This window comes from Methylotenera sp. (genome assembly GCF_013141425.1).
In the GTDB taxonomy this organism is placed as follows: domain Bacteria; phylum Pseudomonadota; class Gammaproteobacteria; order Burkholderiales; family Methylophilaceae; genus Methylotenera.
On record NZ_JABFRA010000006.1, the window covers coordinates 1 to 17,030 of the forward strand.

Here is a 17,030-nt window from a genome sequence, read left to right on the forward strand (position 1 = left end):
ACCGTTGTTAACTTGGATACACGTTACAAATTTGGCAACAGTGGCTGGCAGGTTTTTGCTAAGGCAATCAATATCTTTGATAAAGAGTACTCAACGGGCGGTATGTTAGGTGAAAACTGGATTGAAAACGGCGTCTTTAGTGGCGGGGATGAGCCATCAAAAATGTTGATGCCAGGTGCACCACGTGCGGGTTGGCTTGGTGTACGCTATGAATTTGGCGGTAAAAAAACAGCATCAAATGCTGATTAATTGTTGATTAAGTAAAGCAACAAAAAAACATAATGCCGATTTATTCGGCATTATGTTTTATGAAGCAAGTAATATATTAAAAACGCAATAAATAATAGTTAGGGAATAACTTGCAATTAGCGCAACACAGTAATAGCGAAGTTTCAACACAGGCGAATCAGCAATCAAAATTATTGATTGTTGAGGATGAAGTGTTGTTCGCTAAAGCGGTGATGCGCAAATTACAGAAGGCAGGGTATATCTGTGAGCATGTAGAAAATCTGAACGATGCGCGCACGGTGTCTAAACAATTTATACCCGATATCGTATTGCTTGATATGCGTTTGCCTGATGGAAATGGCATGGATTTGCTATTGGAATTCGTAGCAAAGAGCATTGCAGTGATTGTGATGACGGCGCATGGCGAAATAAGTGATACCGTGAATGCCATTAAGCATGGCGCGGTGGATTATCTTAAAAAGCCCATTGATCTTGAAGAATTACTCTTGTCTGTTCAAAAAGCTGAAACAGCGGTTATTCAAAGTAATAGTCTAGTGTATTCGCGTCAGCGTAATGCACACGCAACCGAAGGGGTGGAGTTGCTAGGGGATAGCCCAGCCATGCAAAGCGTCAAGGCGCAAGTTAAGCGCATCGCTGACCTTGTCGCGGCAGATACAGTGCCACCTACCGTGCTGATTAGCGGTGAAACCGGCACTGGCAAAGATGTAGCGGCAAGATTATTGCATTTGTCGTGCACCAATAATGAAAAACCATTTGTGCATATTGATTGCGCTTCATTACCCGATGAATTGATGGAAAGTGAGCTGTTTGGGCATGAAAGAGGTGCGTTTACCGGAGCATTACTAACTAGACCCGGTTTGATTGAAGCGGCAGAAGATGGCACATTGTTTTTGGATGAAATAGGTGAATTGCCTTTACCATTGCAGGCCAAGTTGCTTAATGTACTCGAGCGTCGCGTTGTGCGCCGTATTGGCTCAACAAAAGAACGCCCAGTACTGGCTCGTTTTATTGCCGCGACGAATCGAGACTTGCACGAAATGACGCTGACTGGCCGCTTTCGGCAGGATTTGTATTACAGATTAAATGTAATGAATGTTAATTTGCCACCCTTGCGTGAGCGGGAGGGCGATTCGATGTTACTTGCCGAGCATTTTGCCGCACAAACATCCAAGCGCTATGGACTTATTGCTAGCCCTACGTTTTCAGAAGGTGCAGTGAACGTGATTAACACTTACCAGTGGCCAGGCAATGTACGTGAATTACGTCATCAGGTTAGCCGAGCGATGTTGCTTTGTCACGAAAGCCGCATTACAGAATCTGACTTAGCCTTGCCAATGCCTAGTAATAATAAAGTAGTTGAAATTGACAGCCAAATGCCGCTGGATCAGGCGGAAAAAGTTATTTTATTACGTGCCTTGGCAGAGGCGAAAAATAATGTTTCAGAAGCCTCGCGATTACTTGGCATTACACGCATGACGATGCGTTATCGCTTAGAAAAGCATCAGATTATAATACGCACTACCAGTAACAGTTAACGTTGATTTAAATTTTAAATTAAAGTCTTGGCTTAATTCACTCTAGATTTAATTCAATCAAGTTACATACTTCAAATGGCTTCCGCAGCCTGCATGGCAGTCACTAGCACCAAATCCCGCAATTAAAATATGCCCGTCAGTACGCCGATTTATTTCACATTCTGGAGTTGTGTGCCTTGTTACATTTACGATGGAAGCATGGCACGACGCTAGTAAATAATCAATATGCCATCTTAACTTTTTGTCTTGGCTTAAATGCCGAGCAATACGGGCTTCTATATACCGCCTAGCGCTGCCCGTATAAGCATATCGCCCCGCAGGGAAGGTAAAGATACCAAACTTGCCAATAGAAAGCCTAGTTGGCTCAGCAAGCATGATTTCAAGCTGATACGTGATGAGTTGTTGGTTAGCTTTGCTCAATTAACAATCAATTAATAATGTATTGAATAAGTAGTTAGCCGAAAAACAAAAGGGAGCGCATGGCCCCCTTTTGCATTGAGTTAATTACAGAAATTAATTAACTGAATCTTTCAATGTTTTACCTGCTGTAAAGCCTGGTGCTTTACGTGCAGCAATTTTAAGCTCAGCGCCTGTACGTGGGTTGCGACCTGTACGTGCAGCACGTTGTGTTACTTTAAATGTACCAAAGCCTACTAAAGTTACTGCATCACCTTTTTTAAGCGCGGCAGTAATTGCAGCTGTAGTTGCATCAATAGCGCGACCAGCATCCGCTTTAGTAAGACCTGCACTAGCAGCAATAGCGTCAATCAATTCAGATTTATTCATTCAAAATTCCTTTGTAAAGTGTTTTTGTAAAAGCACCATTACTTTGCGTGCATTTCGTTTAACTGTCAATTACTTTGATGCGAAAGTTTTAAAGATTTTACATAAAATAATGCCATTAGGAGAATTTCAATGACATTTAGCGTGTTTTCAACGTTATTCATGCTATTTCTTACAAATAGGCAGGTGTTTTAGGCCTGTTTGCCTGACAATATCGTTATTGTTTCAATTAACCAACGTAACTTAAGTGACACACCAATAAATTACTAACAGGAGGAGTCGGAAAACCCGCCAACCGTGAATAACACAAAAATCAATGATTATTAGGGCCAATCGAATTTAGGACTTTATAGCCCAGCTTTTCTAGCATCTTCTTCAATGTGGCGTTTGAAAAAACGGTAAAACCAAACACTCATAAAAATAACGAATGCAATAACAACTAAACTCATTAAACCATAATCGGAAGAAAAAAGATTGGTAAGCAATTTCATGATGGGAATCCTTTGGCTAGAATTAACAGCGGCGCATCCTTGCAACCGCATGTTGCTAATATGCGCCACTTGCCTAGACTCAGTATTGACGAAAGTCAAAAAGACATTATTTTTATAGGGTTATTTTGTTTAATAATCTCGCCCAAGTACACGGTTTTTTGCTTTGTGTGCTTCAATGATATTTTTGGCGATGAGCGGTAAGATACCAACAAATATTATAATAAAGCCTAAGGCAACGCCACCTATGATGAATTTAGGTACATGTCGTAGCCATTGTGCGAATGCTTGGTTATTGGGGATTAAATCTAATAAACGAATCATGCCAATAGCATAACCCAGCATTATGGCCCATGCGGTATCGGTGATGCGGTTTTGCTCAAACCACAAACCTGCCAAATAAATTAACCAGAATAGGACAAGTAAATAGGCAATTCCGCGAAGGCCTAAGGCGTTAAATACCATGCTATGCATTACCAGTGTGAAGAACCAAACTATCCCAAGAAAGAGGATCCATAGCAGTTTGAACATGGTATTTTAGAGTTAAGCCACGCCTTGACTTGCTAGGTAGTCCTCATAGTTACCCGTAAAGTCCACGATGCCATCGGCTTTAATTTCGATAATGCGCGTAGCAATTGAGCTGACAAACTCGCGGTCATGGCTGACAAAGAAAAGTGTGCCTTTGTATTTATCCAGTGCGGTATTCAGCGCTTCGATAGATTCCATGTCCATGTGGTTGGTGGGTTCGTCCATTAGCATGACATTCGTTCTAGCGAGCATCATTTTTCCGTAAAGCATGCGGCCTTTTTCGCCACCCGAAAGTACTTTTACGGATTTTTTGGTGTCATCACCACCAAATAACAAACGGCCTAACATGCTGCGTACCACTTGGTCGTCGTCACCAGTTTGTCGGAACTTGGTCATCCATTCAAACAAGTCTTCTCCGTCTTCAAATTCGTATTCGTGATCTTGTGCAAAGTAGCCGATATTGGCTTTTTCTGCCCATTTCACTTCACCGTGTTTAGGCTGTAAATCACCTGCTAAACAGCGTAAAAACGTGGTCTTACCAATACCATTTTCACCAATGATAGCCACTTTTTCACCGGCTTCAAACATCATATCCACGTCGTTAAATAGTGGCTTATCAAAGCCATGGCTGAGTTTTTTTAACTCAACCGCATTGCGGTAAAGTTTTTCGCGCTCATCGTATTCAAAGCGAATAAACGGATATTGACGTGAAGAAGGCTTGAATTCCTCAATCTTGATTTTATCTATCTGTTTTGCACGGCTTGTGGCTTGTTTGGCTTTTGAGGCATTTGCCGAGAAGCGACGCACGAAGTCTTGTAAATCGGCAATTTGTTGTTTGGCTTTGGCGTTATCTTTGGCTTGTTGCGCGCGCGCAGCGGTACTGGCTTCCATGTAGTCGTCATAATTACCCGGGTAGACCGCAATCTTTCCGTAGTCCATGTCGCAGGTATGAGTACAGACCTGATTTAAAAAGTGTCGGTCATGTGAAATGATGACCATTGTACAGTCACGATTATTCAGAATATCTTCTAACCAGCGAATGGTGTTGATGTCCAAGTTATTGGTTGGCTCATCGAGAAGCAAAATGTCGGGGTTTGCAAATAGCGCTTGGACTAACAAAACACGCAGCTTCCAGCCCGGTGCAACGGCGCTCATCGGCCCATTATGTTGTTCGATTGGAATACCAACGCCCAGCAATAATTCTCCTGCTCGCGCTTCGGCGGTGTAGCCATCAAATTCAGCAAATACGCCTTCTAACTCCGCGGCGCGCATATAATCGTCTTCTGTGGCTTCTAAATTCGCGTAGATGGCATTTTTCTCCACATTCGCTTTCCACATTTGCTCGTGACCCATCATCACCACATCCAGCACGCGTTGGTCTTCATAAGCAAATTGGTCTTGTTTCAAAAACGCCATGCGTTCGTGATTGTCCAATGAAATATTGCCTGCGCTCGGTGTGAGTACGCCTGCTAAGACTTTCATGTAGGTGGATTTTCCACAACCATTTGCACCAATCAAGCCATAGCGATTATTATCGCCAAATTTAACGGATACGTTTTCAAACAGTGGCTTGGCGCCAAACTGTACGGTGATATTGTTGCTAATTAACAAAATTAATACCTTATCTGAATATCAAAAACTAAAATTTATTATAAATAACGACTTCATTTAAACTGAGCTGTCCACCACGGGGTGAGGCTTCTTTTAATGCTTTGCCGACAACAACAAACATCACCGGAATGTGGTCTGCAGGTAGGTTTAGCAGTTTGGCTACGGCATCAAAATCAAAACCGTCCATCGGGCAAGAGTCGTAACCCAGTTCTTTGGCGGCGAGCATAATAGTTGTGGCAGCCATTCCGCAAGAGCGCATGGCTTCATCACGCTGCACCTGAGCATTATTTCCATAATAGTGACCAATCATCGGCACTAAAATATCAGAAGCAGCTTTCGGTGCATTCCGCCAATAGCGTTCAGGTTGCTTGGCCCAAGCCTGTAAATCCGCAGTCAATACAATCAGCAATGACGCTTCTTCCACTTGCGCCTGATTCCAACTGACAGCGCGAATTTGGTGGCGCAGCACGGGTTCAGTCACAACAACAAAGCGCCAGTTTTGAATGTTAAAGGCAGTGGGCGATAATATCGCCAATGACATGAGTTTAGTTATTTCTTCCTCGATCATTTTGTGGTGTGGGTCAAATACCTTCACCGAGCGGCGTTGTTCTATGGCTTGGCTAACAATCATGATTCGTAATGGATGTCCAAAATTTCTAAATTAGTATTTCCTACAGGACGTTGCCAAGTCACGGTGTCGCCAATTTTTTGACCGATTAGTGCTTTGGCTAATGGTGAAACCCAGCTGACTTTATTGATGCTAGCATCGGCTTCATCTTCGCCCACAATGTGAAACGTATGGCGGGCACCATCATCGTCTTTTACTTCGACTGTTGCGCCAAATAATACTGTTTCATGGCTTTGAGTTTTCGGGTCGATAAGTATGGTTGAGTCAAGTCTGGCGCGCACATAACGTAAGTCACGTTCTAACTCAGCTTTTTTATCTTTTGAAAAAGTATCCTCAGCGGCGTTCTTAAGCACTTCAAGCTCTGCAGTTAATGATTCCTCAAGGGTTTGTAATTCAAGCGCGCCAGTAGGGGTCACATAATTGGGGTGTTCGCTAATCGGGCGTTCAACGAGCTCTTCACCACCAGCTTGTTCAAATCTTTCTTCATTCACAAATGCACGACTCATCTCGGTACTCCTAAATTATTCCCACTCAATCGTTGCTGGCGGCTTGCCAGAAACGTCATACACCACGCGGTTGATACCACGTACTTCATTAATAATGCGGTTTGAAACGCGACCGAGTAAGGCATAGGGCAATTCAGCCCAGTGCGCTGTCATAAAGTCACTTGTCACTACTGCGCGTAAAGCCACCACGTAATCATAAGTACGGCCATCGCCCATTACGCCAACAGATTTTACTGGCAAGAATACGGTAAACGCTTGGCTGGTCAGTTCATACCAAGTTTTGCCTGTGGCATCATCTTTGGTATTGCGTAATTCTTCAATAAAAATAGCATCGGCGCGGCGCAGTAAATCAGCAAAGTCTTTTTTGATTTCACCTAAAATACGCACGCCTAAACCTGGGCCTGGGAATGGGTGGCGATATACCATATCAGCTGGCAAGCCAAGGGCCACGCCAAGTTCACGTACTTCATCTTTAAATAAATCACGTAGCGGTTCTAGTAGTTTTAATCCTAATTGTTCAGGCAAACCACCCACGTTGTGATGACTTTTAATCGTGACGGCTTTTTTAGATTTTGCACCGCCAGATTCAATCACGTCAGGGTAAATAGTGCCTTGTGCTAGAAATGTTGCGCCTTTATGGCCGCCAGATCCCGCCTTGAGCTTGGCGGCCTCATTTTTAAATACCTCAACAAATTCACGGCCGATAATTTTACGTTTAGCTTCTGGGTCGTTCACGCCAGCTAAATGTCCCATGAATTGATCGGTCGCATCGACGCGAATCACGTTCACATGTAGGCGTCCTGCGAACATTTCCATCACTAAGTCGCCTTCATTTAAGCGAAGTAGGCCGTGGTCAACAAAAACACAAGTCAACTGATCACCAATTGCACGATGAATTAGAGCAGCTGCAACGCTAGAATCTACGCCGCCTGATAAGCCTAAAATCACTTCTTCATCACCAACTTGTGCTTTGATTTTAGCGACCGCTTCTGAAATGTAGTCGCCCATAATCCAGTCTGGCTTTGTACCACAAATTTCCAACACAAAGCGGTTAAGCATGGCTTGACCTTGCTTGGTGTGCGTCACTTCTGGGTGAAACTGTACTGCGTAGAATTGACGTGTTTCGTCAGCCATCGCGGCAATAGGCGTAGTATCGTTGCTGGCAATCACTTTAAAGCCAGCAGGCAATTCAGTCACTTTGTCACCGTGGCTCATCCATACGTCAATCAAGCCGTGACCTTCTGCATTCGTTTCATCTTGAATATCACGGAATAGGGCAGAGTGACCGCGAGCGCGCACTTGTGCATAACCGAATTCACGCTTATGACCCGCTTCAACTTTGCCGCCAAGTTGCTGCGCCATGGTTTGCATGCCGTAACAAATGCCCAACACAGGTACGCCAAGTTCGAACACGGCTTGCGGAGCGGTATCAGATTCTTCTGCATAAGCACTGGCATGGCTACCTGAAAGGATAATGCCATCGGCGCCAAAGTTTTTTACAAAATCATTTGAAACATCACAAGGATGAATCTCACAGTAAACATGTGCTTCACGCACGCGACGTGCAATCAGTTGAGTGACTTGTGAGCCGAAATCGAGAATAAGGATTTTTGAATGTGTCATGTTTATTCAGGTAGTTATTAAAACACATGCTCTGCAAGCCAATAAATACGAGGCTTCCAGAGCATTGATTTTTACAGCAATGTTGAGCTAGTCAACGCGGTAGTTTGGTGCTTCTTTGGTAATCTGCACATCATGCACGTGGGACTCACGCATACCTGCAGAAGTAATTTGAACAAATTCGGCCGTATTACGCATTTCTTCAATGGTCGAGCAACCTACGTAGCCCATAGAAGCACGTAAGCCACCCATTAATTGGTGAATCACGGCAATGGAGCTGCCTTTGTAAGGTACGCGACCTTCAATGCCTTCAGGCACTAATTTATCGGCACCGCTATTGGTATCTTGGAAGTAACGGTCGCTCGAGCCTTTTTGCATTGCACCGATAGAACCCATGCCGCGGTAAGATTTATACGAGCGACCTTGGAATAACTCGATGTCACCAGGTGCTTCTTCAGTCCCTGCAAACATGCCGCCAAGCATCACGCTGTGTGCGCCTGCTGCAATGGCTTTTGAAATGTCACCAGAGAAACGTATGCCGCCATCTGCAATAAATGGCACGCCTGATTTTTCAAGCGCTTTGGCTACATTGGCGATTGCGCTGATTTGTGGAACGCCCACACCCGCCACAATACGGGTAGTACAGATTGAGCCTGGACCAATACCCACTTTAACGCCATCTGCACCTGCATCTACTAATGCTAGAGCAGCGCTAGCCGTGGCAATGTTGCCACCAATCACTTCAATGTGTGGGAAGTGTTTTTTGACCCATGTCACACGATCTAATACGCCTTGCGAATGTCCATGAGCGGTATCAACTACAATCACATCAACACCAGCTTCAGATAAAGCGGCAACACGTTCTTCAGTGCCTTCGCCCACGCCAACAGCTGCACCAACGCGTAATCTACCTTGTGCGTCTTTACATGCAAGCGGGTGGTCAGTTGATTTTTGTATATCTTTAACGGTAATCAAGCCTTTGAGTGTGTCGTTTGCATCAATTACTAATACACGTTCTAAACGATGTTGATGTAATAAGCGAATCACTTCATCCTTTGGTGCGCCTTCGCGCACTGTGACCAATTTATTTCTTGGCGTCATGATGTTTTTAATAGGCTGATCAAGATTGGTTTCAAAGCGCAAATCTCGGTTAGTCACAATGCCAACAATTTTGCCGTTATCAACCACTGGAATACCAGAGATTTTATGCAGGTGGTTCAGTTCGAGTACATCACGCACGGTCATGTGACTTTGAATGGTGATTGGGTCATTAACAACTCCCGATTCAAAACGCTTCACACGTGCAACATGCGCTGCTTGTTTCATGGCGGTCATGTTTTTGTGAATGAAGCCTAAACCGCCTTCTTGAGCCAGCGCAATCGCCAGTGGCGCTTCGGTCACCGTGTCCATAGCCGCTGATAAAAGCGGAATGTTTAATTGAATGTTGCGTGTGAGTTGTGTTGCGAGTGATACCTCGCGTGGCAGCACATTAGAGTAGGCTGGCACTAGTAAAACATCATCAAAGGTGAGAGCTTGTTGCAATAAACGCATGCGTAAATCCTTGTACCCAAAACGAAATTATACAGAATTCAGCTAAAAGGCGCGAGTGTTCACTGCAAAAAACTTTAAAGGCTTAAATGAAAACACGGTTTTTTTAAAAATTAATTTGATAAATGTTAAATGTTGTTAGCTCGCGTCAGTCTGGTCATGAATACTTGTATGATTGTTTTTATCAAAGCGCTGGTTCAAACAGGCGCTAGCAAATATTGAAAACGCAAAATCCATGCAAGATAGAAGAAAAAAATTAACCGTAAGGCAAATGATAGACCGACTAAGTATTGATGATCAGACTTCTGAGCCCTATTATAAACAGTTGATACGTCATATCGAGCAGTTAATCGAATCGGGTGAAATAGTGCACGGTTTGGGTCTGCCATCCGAACGCGACTTAGCGCAAGCTTTGAATCTAAGTCGCACTACAGTTAAGCGTTGTTACGATGAATTGCGAAGTGTTGGACTTTTAAACGCGCACGGCAGAGGTGGCACCTCAGTCAATAACCCAGAACCATTCGCTAACTCTTTAGCAAAGATTACAAGTTTTTCTGAAGAAATCCAAGCATTGGGAAAATCCGCCTCAACTAAGTTGGAAAGTATTGATATTTGGCTCGATAAAACCGTTGCTTCAATCTTTCAATTACCAGCTGATGTTTCATTTTTACGGGTGGTTCGTTTGCATCTAGCTGATGGCGTGCCAATTAACAGAGAAGTCGCTTGGTATGAGGTAAGCGCGGTGCCTGCTTTGCAAAATTGGGACGCGACCGGCTCGGTATATCAATTTTTGCAAGAGGTTTGCAAGGTCAGTTTGGGGTGGGCAGAGCAATCGATTGAAGCTATGCCTAGTTCAGATGTAGAGTCCAAATTGTTTGGTTTTAAAGCTAGCTCTCCTTGTTTATTTTTGAAGCGACGTACTTATGGCGTGGATAGCAAGCTGATTGAATATGTTGAAACCACCTGCAGAGGTGATGCCTATGCCTATCAAGTAAAGCTGGGCTTTTAGTTCAAAAGTCTGTAGTTCAAGTCACTAGTTCAAAAGCCAGCTCTTAAATTCCGTACATTTATAAAAGTCTGAAGTGATTTATTTAAAATCACGATAATAATGCTTGCTTGAATATTTATCTGGCAATACTATTATTTTAAAATCATTTACCAGTATTTAAATCGAGTTAAAGGGCTTTTATTATGAAGTTGCGTATTTTTTTGTTATGTGCGGTTTTACTACCCACACTAGCCTCGGCAGAAATCTATAAGTGGAAAGATAAAAATGGCGTGATGCGTTATAGCGATGTGCCACCACCGTCCAATGTTAAATTGGAAAGCGTGCAAGGTAAAAAAGTAGCCAAGCCCACAGGCCTTGCACCACTTACGCCAGTGGAGGGTAATATTACAGCGGCGATTAATAAAGATAAGGCTGTGGCTGCCAAAGAAAAAACTGCGGGAGAAAGCGCTGAGGCCGATAAGAGTAACACCGAAAAAGCACCTTTGAATAAAGAAGAGGCTGCAGCAAAACGTGCTAAAGATGCAGAAGCGCAAAAGAAAGCAGACGAACAAAAGAAAGCCGAATTAGAAACCAAGCAAGCAAATTGCACGGCAGCAAAGCAAAACTTAGCGACATTTACCAATGGTGGCAGAATTGCTAAAACTGATGAAAATGGTCAAAAACAATATTTAGGTGATGCAGAAATTAGCCAAGGCAAGGCCGACGCACAGCGCGATGTAGAAAAATATTGCGATTAACTCGTCTGTATTACTTTTGGATTAAGCTTCAGGCGGTGCATCTCCACCACCTTTTTTCATGACTTTCCCATCGGCCGCGCGTTGTTTGCGTACTTCTTTAGGGTCGGCAATCAGTGGGCGGTAGATTTCAACACGGTCCAAGTGGCGCAATGGTGTGTCTAGTTTTGCTAGTTTGCCAAAGATACCAATTTTATTTACCGCTAAATCAATTTCTGGAAATTTTTCTAGAATCCCCGAAGATTTAATGGCCTGTTCTGCGGTAATGCCATCTTTTGCCTTAAACGGAACAATCAGTTGTTCTTTAGGTTCTGCATAGGCCACTTCCACAATAATCTCAGAGCGATTCATTTCAATTCCTAATGGTTAATTTTCGTCACAAATTTCGTAGCTAGTCTTTGTAAACAATATCTGCCCGCGACACAAAGCCGTCTACAAAGGTATTGGCAATATGGCTAAACACAGGCGAGATAATTTTTTCTAAAAAACTATTAGCAAATTCGTAATTAAGCATGAACTCAACTTTACATGCATTTTCATTCAGCACGGTAAATCGCCAAACGCCTTCTAGATGTTTGAAGGGGCCATCTTTTAGTTTGATTTCCATTAAGCTGGGATAAGTTTTATGGTTTTCGGTGGTGAATTTTTGGTGCAGGCCATGGTAGGCAATATGCAAGGTGGCGATGGTGGAAGCCTCATCTTGCTTGATTAAATCCACGCCCCCGCACCAAGGCAAAAATTTAGGATACTTGGTTACATCATCTACCAGCGCATACATGCGGCTAGCCGAGTGGTGAATAAGTACGGATTTTTGAACTTGCGCCATGGGTTCCTGAAGGTGAAGTAAAGTTGCCAAATAATTCGGATTAGCTCTAAGTGATAACTAGAGTAAAATGTTATTTTAAGTCATTCGCCAAGAAATTTTTAGTTTTATGAGCATTGCACAAAATAAAAAAGCCTTTTTTGATTACTTTATCGAAGATAAATACGAAGCGGGCGTTGTATTAGAAGGCTGGGAAGTCAAAGCCATTCGTGAAAACCGCGTAAATATTAAAGAAGCCTATGTCATTATTCAGCGCGGCGAAATTTATTTAATCGGTTGCCATGTCACGCCACTTGGCGCAGCTTCTACACATGTCCGTCCTGACGCGATTAGAACACGTAAGCTATTATTGCATAATGAAGAAATTCTAAAATTAATTGCAAAAGTAGAGCGCTCTGGTTACACCATCGTGCCATTGGATATGCACTTTTCAAAAGGGCGCGTAAAAGTGCAAATTGGCCTAGCTAAAGGTAAAAAGCAACACGACAAACGCGATACCGAAAAAGAGCGCGATTGGGAGCGTGAAAAAGGCCGTATTATGCGGGCACATAATAAATAATTACACCATCAGCTTCACATTTAGCAGCCTAGTCAGAAGTGACTGGGCTTTTTTTATGGTTTGGCTCAACTAAAAAGAATAATACGCTATGTGGTCTAGCGTACAGAGTGATTGAAAGTGCTTGCGTACTATTCGCAACATAAGGCGTTGGCGTTTGGCGCAAATTATTTTCGACACTTAAAACTAGGGGTAATAAAAAATGAAACAAAATCTTATTAAAATTGCAGTGGCTACAACATTAGGCTTAACTGCACTTTCTTCTTCAGCGGAAGATTTGTACCGCGGTGCTTGGTATGCTCTGCCAGGCATTAGCTACCTGAATACACATCATGATTTAGAAGCAACTAATGGCGGTGGCGGTTTTCTACGATTAGGTAAAGAAATAAGCCCAAGCTGGGATATTCAAGGTGGTCTAGGTTATAACCGCGCACACGAAGACACTAATATCGTAGGTGCTGGTGGCCAATACACACAGACAACTTTAGGTTTAGATGCCTTGTATTTGTTTAGTCGCAGTAACGTTCGACCATTCGTATTGGCTGGGGTAGGCGCCGCACATAATGTAGTGGATTACAATAATATTCCGACACTGACAGACAAACGTAAAAACTCATGGTTGGCCAATGTTGGTGTTGGTGCGCAATATTTAGTTAGCGATAATTTTGGCTTACAAGCTGACCTACGCCACCAGTGGACGCGTACAAATGCTAGAGCCCCAGGTACTTCATTTGATGCAGAGGGCACAATTGGCAACACCTTACTTAGTTTAGGTGCAATTTTCCGCTTTGGTGCGCCAGTGGCGGCACCAGTGATTGCCGCAGAACCTGAGCCTACTCCTGCGCCATATGTAGCGCCGGTCGCTGCAGTTGAACCAGCTCCAGCGCCTAGCCCAGCACCAATTCCAGTAGCTGCTCCTTGTAAACCAAAATTTGAAACAGTAACAATATCAGCAGAAAAACTGTTTGGTTTTGATAAATTTAATTTGCAAGATGGTGCCAAGCCAATTCTGGACGAGGTGGTCACAAAATTGAAAGCGCATCCAGAGTTCACACTGGTCTTGGTCAACGGCCATACTGACCGCATTGGTTCTGAAAACTATAACCAAAAACTGTCAGAACGTCGTGCCAATGAAGTAAAAGACTATATAGTCTCGCAAGGGGTTGATGCGAGCCGTTTACAGGCCGTTGGCAAAGGTGAATCTGAACCAGCAGCCGATTGCAAAGGCATTAAAGGTAAAGCATTGATTGCGTGTTTAGCGCCTGACCGTCGCGTGATTATCTCAGAGCAAGAGCAACATCAAGTGGAAGGCGCCACTACTTGTAATTAAGCCATTTTCTGGCAACATTAGGTGTAACAAATTGACTAAAAAGGCGTTAGCCGATTAACAAAGGTATGCTACAGAGGATGCAATTTTATCAAATTGCATCCTATTTAAACTGCATACATTGCTAAAATGGAAAGTTAAAATGAATATTGAAGTAAAGTTGATCGTTGAGTCAGCCAATGCCTTATGGAATAAGGCGCTTAATAATAAGAATATTAAGGTGCTGGTAAAACTGTATGCTGAAAATGCTACTTTGTCGCCTGGGAATGGAGTGATGCTTAGTGGGCATGACGAAATTGAAAATTTATTCATGGAATTCATTAAAAATGGTGTTCACAATCATCACTTGGAAATTATTGAGGTTGGCGGTTCGGATAAAATAATCTACCAGGTATCAAAATGGAGTGCTAATGGCAATGATTCGTCCACTTTTGGCGGCATTACTATGAGTGTGCTTGAGCAGCATTCTGACGGTAAATGGCTTACCAACTCGCATGTTTGGAATATGAAAAGTTAGGTTTCAGTGGTAGTTAATTAGCGTACCGAAGTGTTCATCTTGGTACAGTTAAAACTAGTTTTTCTTAAAGCTAGGTGTTGTTATCCTTAGCATGCGCTTAATAGAGTGTTTGTCAGAGGTGTACAATAGCACCATGTCAAATATCTCCGTTTTACAAACCCTGCACGATGTTTTTGGTTATTCCACATTTAGAGGTGAACAGCAGGCCATCGTCGAGCATGTCACCACCGGTGGTGATGCGCTGGTATTGATGCCGACTGGCGGCGGAAAGTCCTTGTGTTATCAGTTGCCAGCCTTGTTGCGTGAGGGTGTTGGCATTGTGGTGTCGCCGCTCATTGCCTTAATGCAAGATCAAGTAGATGCGCTCAAGCAACTCGGCGTGCGAGCTGCTTTTTTGAACTCCAGCCAAGATGCAGATGAGACGCGGGATATTACCGTGCAGCTCATGCGCGGCCATTTGCAGATTGTGTATGTGGCGCCTGAACGTTTATTGATGAGCAGTTTTTTATCGTTGCTAGACGAAATTGAACAGGGCGCGGGTATTGCGCTTTTTGCGATTGATGAGGCGCATTGTGTGTCGCAATGGGGCCATGATTTCCGCCCAGAATATCGCAAGCTGACCGTATTGCATGAACGTTTTCCACAGGTGCCGCGTATTGCGCTTACAGCGACTGCCGATGCGCCGACACGGGCGGAAATTATTGAGCGTTTGCAGCTTGAAAATGCGCGCCAGTTTGTTTCTAGTTTTGATCGGCCAAACATTAAATACCGCGTTACGCAAAAGGGCGCGTCACAAAAAACAAGCGCCCGTCAGCAGTTAGAAGCTTTTTTAGAGAGCGAACATGCGAATGATGCGGGCATTGTGTATTGCCTAAGTCGTAAAAAAGTAGAAGAAACCGCCGAGTGGTTAAAATCGCGCGGTTGGGATGCCTTGCCTTACCATGCGGGCCTAGACGCACGTGTTCGCAACCTAAATCAACGCCGATTTTTGCGTGAAGAAGGCGTAATCATGGTGGCCACGGTGGCCTTTGGCATGGGTATTGATAAGCCCAATGTGCGCTTTGTGGCGCATTTAGACTTACCCAAAAGTATGGAAGGCTACTACCAAGAAACAGGACGCGCAGGGCGCGATGGCTTGCCCGCCAACGCTTGGATGACCTATGGACTGGGCGATGTAGTGAGCATGCGCAAAATGTTGGATTCTGGCGATGCGCCAGAAGAACGCAAAGCCGTGGAGCGGCAAAAGCTCGATGCGCTTTTAGGTTTTTGCGAATCAACCATCTGTCGCCACCAAACCTTGTTGCGTTACTTTGGCGAACAACATCCTGGCGATTGCGGACAATGTGACAATTGTTTATCCCCCGTTGATACTTGGGATGCTACGCAAGCCGCACAAATGGCGCTTTCTTGCGTGTATCGCACAGGGCAACGCTTTGGTGTGGTGCATTTAATTGATGTGTTGTTGGGTAGAAATACACCCAAAATTCAGCAATTTAGTCATCAAAACTTAAGCACATTCGGCATTGGTAAAGGCATATCGCAACCACAATGGAGCAGTGTTTATCGGCAGTTAGTCGCAGGTGGTTACTTAGAAAGCGATATTGAAGCTTTTGGCGGATTGAAATTGGCTGAATCTGCAAAACCCTTTCTAAAAGGCGAGGCAGAAGTGTGGTTGCGCCAAGATTCAGAAGTAGTTGCCACGCGTAAAGTCAGTAAGGCCGAACGCGGCAGTCGTGCCAAAGAAGGCTACGAAGAAGTGGCTGACGACCCGCTGTGGCATGCACTGAAAGCCAAACGTATGGAACTTGCTAAAGAACAAGGTGTGCCGCCCTATTTGATATTTCACGACAGCACGTTGTTAGAAATACTCAACCAAAAACCTGGCAGCCTGACTGAAATGAGCCAAATCTCTGGTGTTGGGCAGGCTAAGCTTGAACGATACGGTGATGCCTTTTTAGAAGTGCTGGAAGATAGATAACTTTTGAATCAGATAAGCTAAAAATAGCTGCCCTGCGAAGCGCGTCCCTATTGGCCTGCAGGGCAGGTGCTTTTAACGCATAAGTTGTGCCAAAAGGTTAAATGCGTAATCCTATAAAAATATCAATACACGTATACAGTCATAAGCGCGTATAATTAAGCTCTTGATGAGCTGAGCATGAACTAAGTTTAAGTTTGGTGAGTCATAATTAGACTGATTTGGGGCTGACCAGGTTTCGACGTGGGTTACAAAGCAGTGCAGGGCATACCGAGGCTCAGATTACCTCGTAAATACAGCTGAAACAAGTATAGTCGCAAACGACGAAACTTACTCTCTAGCAGCTTAATCCTGCTGGACGCTACACCAGCTCTCCCGTGGGTTGGATTGGGGTAACCCATACGTAGTGTCATATACACGGGATACGTGTTGTGCTGGGCCACTTAGTACATCATTAACCTTAAGGTAGCTCGTCTGTAAACCGCTTGTCTGTTGGTGTGGTGCAGATTAAATTAAACAACAAGGCTAAGTATGTAGAACTGTCTGGGGAGGATTTGCGGACGCGGGTTCGATTCCCGCCAGCTCCACCATTT

18 protein-coding genes, 1 other RNA gene and 1 pseudogene are annotated in these 17,030 nt (G+C 43.9%); 9 read left to right on the plus strand and 11 right to left on the minus strand.

The window, feature by feature from the left end; genetic code table 11:
- A pseudogene (locus HOO90_RS00255) lies at positions 1-249 on the plus strand (TonB-dependent receptor); the annotation flags it as partial.
- Between the two features lie 110 nt (positions 250-359).
- Positions 360-1,784, plus strand: a complete 1,425-nt coding sequence (locus tag HOO90_RS00260; protein ID WP_292838274.1) for a sigma-54 dependent transcriptional regulator — start codon at positions 360-362, stop codon at positions 1,782-1,784.
- A gap of 57 nt (positions 1,785-1,841) precedes the next feature.
- On the opposite strand, the gene HOO90_RS00265 is transcribed toward HOO90_RS00260, so the two are convergent.
- The 9 genes from HOO90_RS00265 to guaB form a co-directional block, all read right to left on the minus strand.
- Positions 1,842-2,204 carry a DUF123 domain-containing protein gene (locus tag HOO90_RS00265; RefSeq protein ID WP_292838276.1) on the minus strand — a complete coding sequence of 121 codons (363 nt, stop codon included), beginning with the start codon at positions 2,202-2,204 and terminating at the stop codon, positions 1,842-1,844.
- A 93-nt stretch (positions 2,205-2,297) separates the two neighbouring features.
- A complete protein-coding gene (locus HOO90_RS00270) occupies positions 2,298-2,570 on the minus strand; it encodes an HU family DNA-binding protein (RefSeq protein WP_292838278.1) in 273 nt (90 codons plus the stop codon).
- Between the two features lie 344 nt (positions 2,571-2,914).
- Positions 2,915-3,058, minus strand: a complete 144-nt coding sequence (locus tag HOO90_RS00275) for a DUF3149 domain-containing protein (RefSeq protein WP_292838280.1) — start codon at positions 3,056-3,058, stop codon at positions 2,915-2,917.
- Between the two features lie 129 nt (positions 3,059-3,187).
- Entirely contained in the window at positions 3,188-3,586 is a 399-nt protein-coding gene (locus tag HOO90_RS00280) for a hypothetical protein (protein WP_292838282.1), read from the minus strand.
- Positions 3,587-3,598: 12 nt separating this feature from the next.
- Positions 3,599-5,194: an ABC-F family ATPase gene (locus HOO90_RS00285; RefSeq protein WP_292838284.1), complete on the minus strand. Its 1,596-nt coding sequence runs from the start codon at positions 5,192-5,194 to the stop codon at positions 3,599-3,601.
- Positions 5,195-5,222: 28 nt separating this feature from the next.
- Positions 5,223-5,825 carry a nitroreductase family protein gene (locus HOO90_RS00290; protein WP_292838286.1) on the minus strand — a complete coding sequence of 201 codons (603 nt, stop codon included), beginning with the start codon at positions 5,823-5,825 and terminating at the stop codon, positions 5,223-5,225.
- Positions 5,822-6,328 (minus strand): GreA/GreB family elongation factor, encoded by a 507-nt coding sequence (locus HOO90_RS00295; protein WP_292838288.1) that lies wholly within the window; start codon positions 6,326-6,328, stop codon positions 5,822-5,824. Before HOO90_RS00295 ends, HOO90_RS00290 begins: the two co-directional genes overlap by 4 nt.
- A gap of 15 nt (positions 6,329-6,343) precedes the next feature.
- Positions 6,344-7,951: a glutamine-hydrolyzing GMP synthase gene (guaA, locus tag HOO90_RS00300; RefSeq protein WP_292838290.1), complete on the minus strand. Its 1,608-nt coding sequence runs from the start codon at positions 7,949-7,951 to the stop codon at positions 6,344-6,346.
- A gap of 87 nt (positions 7,952-8,038) precedes the next feature.
- Entirely contained in the window at positions 8,039-9,499 is a 1,461-nt protein-coding gene (gene guaB, locus HOO90_RS00305; RefSeq protein WP_292838292.1) for an IMP dehydrogenase, read from the minus strand.
- Positions 9,500-9,671: 172 nt separating this feature from the next.
- On the opposite strand from guaB, the gene HOO90_RS00310 reads away from it, so the two are divergent.
- Together HOO90_RS00310 and HOO90_RS00315 are read left to right on the plus strand one after the other, a co-directional pair.
- Complete coding sequence (locus tag HOO90_RS00310; protein ID WP_292838294.1) at positions 9,672-10,505, plus strand: GntR family transcriptional regulator; 834 nt, start codon at positions 9,672-9,674, stop codon at positions 10,503-10,505.
- 182 nt (positions 10,506-10,687) lie between these two features.
- Positions 10,688-11,242, plus strand: a complete 555-nt coding sequence (locus HOO90_RS00315) for a DUF4124 domain-containing protein (RefSeq protein WP_292838296.1) — start codon at positions 10,688-10,690, stop codon at positions 11,240-11,242.
- A gap of 21 nt (positions 11,243-11,263) precedes the next feature.
- On the opposite strand, the gene HOO90_RS00320 is transcribed toward HOO90_RS00315, so the two are convergent.
- Positions 11,264-11,590: an RnfH family protein gene (locus tag HOO90_RS00320; protein WP_292838298.1), complete on the minus strand. Its 327-nt coding sequence runs from the start codon at positions 11,588-11,590 to the stop codon at positions 11,264-11,266.
- Between the two features lie 40 nt (positions 11,591-11,630).
- Positions 11,631-12,065, minus strand: a complete 435-nt coding sequence (locus HOO90_RS00325; RefSeq protein ID WP_292838300.1) for a type II toxin-antitoxin system RatA family toxin — start codon at positions 12,063-12,065, stop codon at positions 11,631-11,633.
- A gap of 106 nt (positions 12,066-12,171) precedes the next feature.
- On the opposite strand from HOO90_RS00325, the gene smpB reads away from it, so the two are divergent.
- From smpB to ssrA, 5 genes are all read left to right on the plus strand, one after another.
- Positions 12,172-12,621, plus strand: coding sequence for an SsrA-binding protein SmpB (gene smpB, locus HOO90_RS00330; RefSeq protein WP_292838302.1), 450 nt, complete (start codon positions 12,172-12,174; stop codon positions 12,619-12,621).
- A gap of 199 nt (positions 12,622-12,820) precedes the next feature.
- On the plus strand, positions 12,821-13,948 hold the full coding sequence (locus HOO90_RS00335; protein WP_292838304.1) for an OmpA family protein: 1,128 nt from the start codon (positions 12,821-12,823) through the stop codon (positions 13,946-13,948).
- A gap of 139 nt (positions 13,949-14,087) precedes the next feature.
- A complete protein-coding gene (locus tag HOO90_RS00340) occupies positions 14,088-14,462 on the plus strand; it encodes a DUF4440 domain-containing protein (RefSeq protein ID WP_292838306.1) in 375 nt (124 codons plus the stop codon).
- 133 nt (positions 14,463-14,595) lie between these two features.
- Complete coding sequence (gene recQ, locus HOO90_RS00345; RefSeq protein ID WP_292838308.1) at positions 14,596-16,440, plus strand: DNA helicase RecQ; 1,845 nt, start codon at positions 14,596-14,598, stop codon at positions 16,438-16,440.
- A 220-nt stretch (positions 16,441-16,660) separates the two neighbouring features.
- Positions 16,661-17,027: a transfer-messenger RNA gene (ssrA, locus tag HOO90_RS00350) on the plus strand.
- Positions 17,028-17,030: the final 3 nt, after the last annotated feature.

Coding starts and splice junctions, on each gene's coding strand:
- smpB (WP_292838302.1), top strand. CDS start 12,172: ATGAGCATTGCACAAAATAAAAAAGCCTTTTTTGATTACTTTATCGAA.
- HOO90_RS00315 (WP_292838296.1), top strand. CDS start 10,688: ATGAAGTTGCGTATTTTTTTGTTATGTGCGGTTTTACTACCCACACTA.
- HOO90_RS00340 (WP_292838306.1), top strand. CDS start 14,088: ATGAATATTGAAGTAAAGTTGATCGTTGAGTCAGCCAATGCCTTATGG.
- recQ (WP_292838308.1), top strand. CDS start 14,596: ATGTCAAATATCTCCGTTTTACAAACCCTGCACGATGTTTTTGGTTAT.
- HOO90_RS00335 (WP_292838304.1), top strand. CDS start 12,821: ATGAAACAAAATCTTATTAAAATTGCAGTGGCTACAACATTAGGCTTA.
- guaB (WP_292838292.1), bottom strand. CDS start 9,499: ATGCGTTTATTGCAACAAGCTCTCACCTTTGATGATGTTTTACTAGTG.
- HOO90_RS00295 (WP_292838288.1), bottom strand. CDS start 6,328: ATGAGTCGTGCATTTGTGAATGAAGAAAGATTTGAACAAGCTGGTGGT.
- HOO90_RS00290 (WP_292838286.1), bottom strand. CDS start 5,825: ATGATTGTTAGCCAAGCCATAGAACAACGCCGCTCGGTGAAGGTATTT.
- HOO90_RS00320 (WP_292838298.1), bottom strand. CDS start 11,590: ATGAATCGCTCTGAGATTATTGTGGAAGTGGCCTATGCAGAACCTAAA.
- HOO90_RS00325 (WP_292838300.1), bottom strand. CDS start 12,065: ATGGCGCAAGTTCAAAAATCCGTACTTATTCACCACTCGGCTAGCCGC.
- HOO90_RS00270 (WP_292838278.1), bottom strand. CDS start 2,570: ATGAATAAATCTGAATTGATTGACGCTATTGCTGCTAGTGCAGGTCTT.
- HOO90_RS00275 (WP_292838280.1), bottom strand. CDS start 3,058: ATGAAATTGCTTACCAATCTTTTTTCTTCCGATTATGGTTTAATGAGT.
- guaA (WP_292838290.1), bottom strand. CDS start 7,951: ATGACACATTCAAAAATCCTTATTCTCGATTTCGGCTCACAAGTCACT.
- HOO90_RS00280 (WP_292838282.1), bottom strand. CDS start 3,586: ATGTTCAAACTGCTATGGATCCTCTTTCTTGGGATAGTTTGGTTCTTC.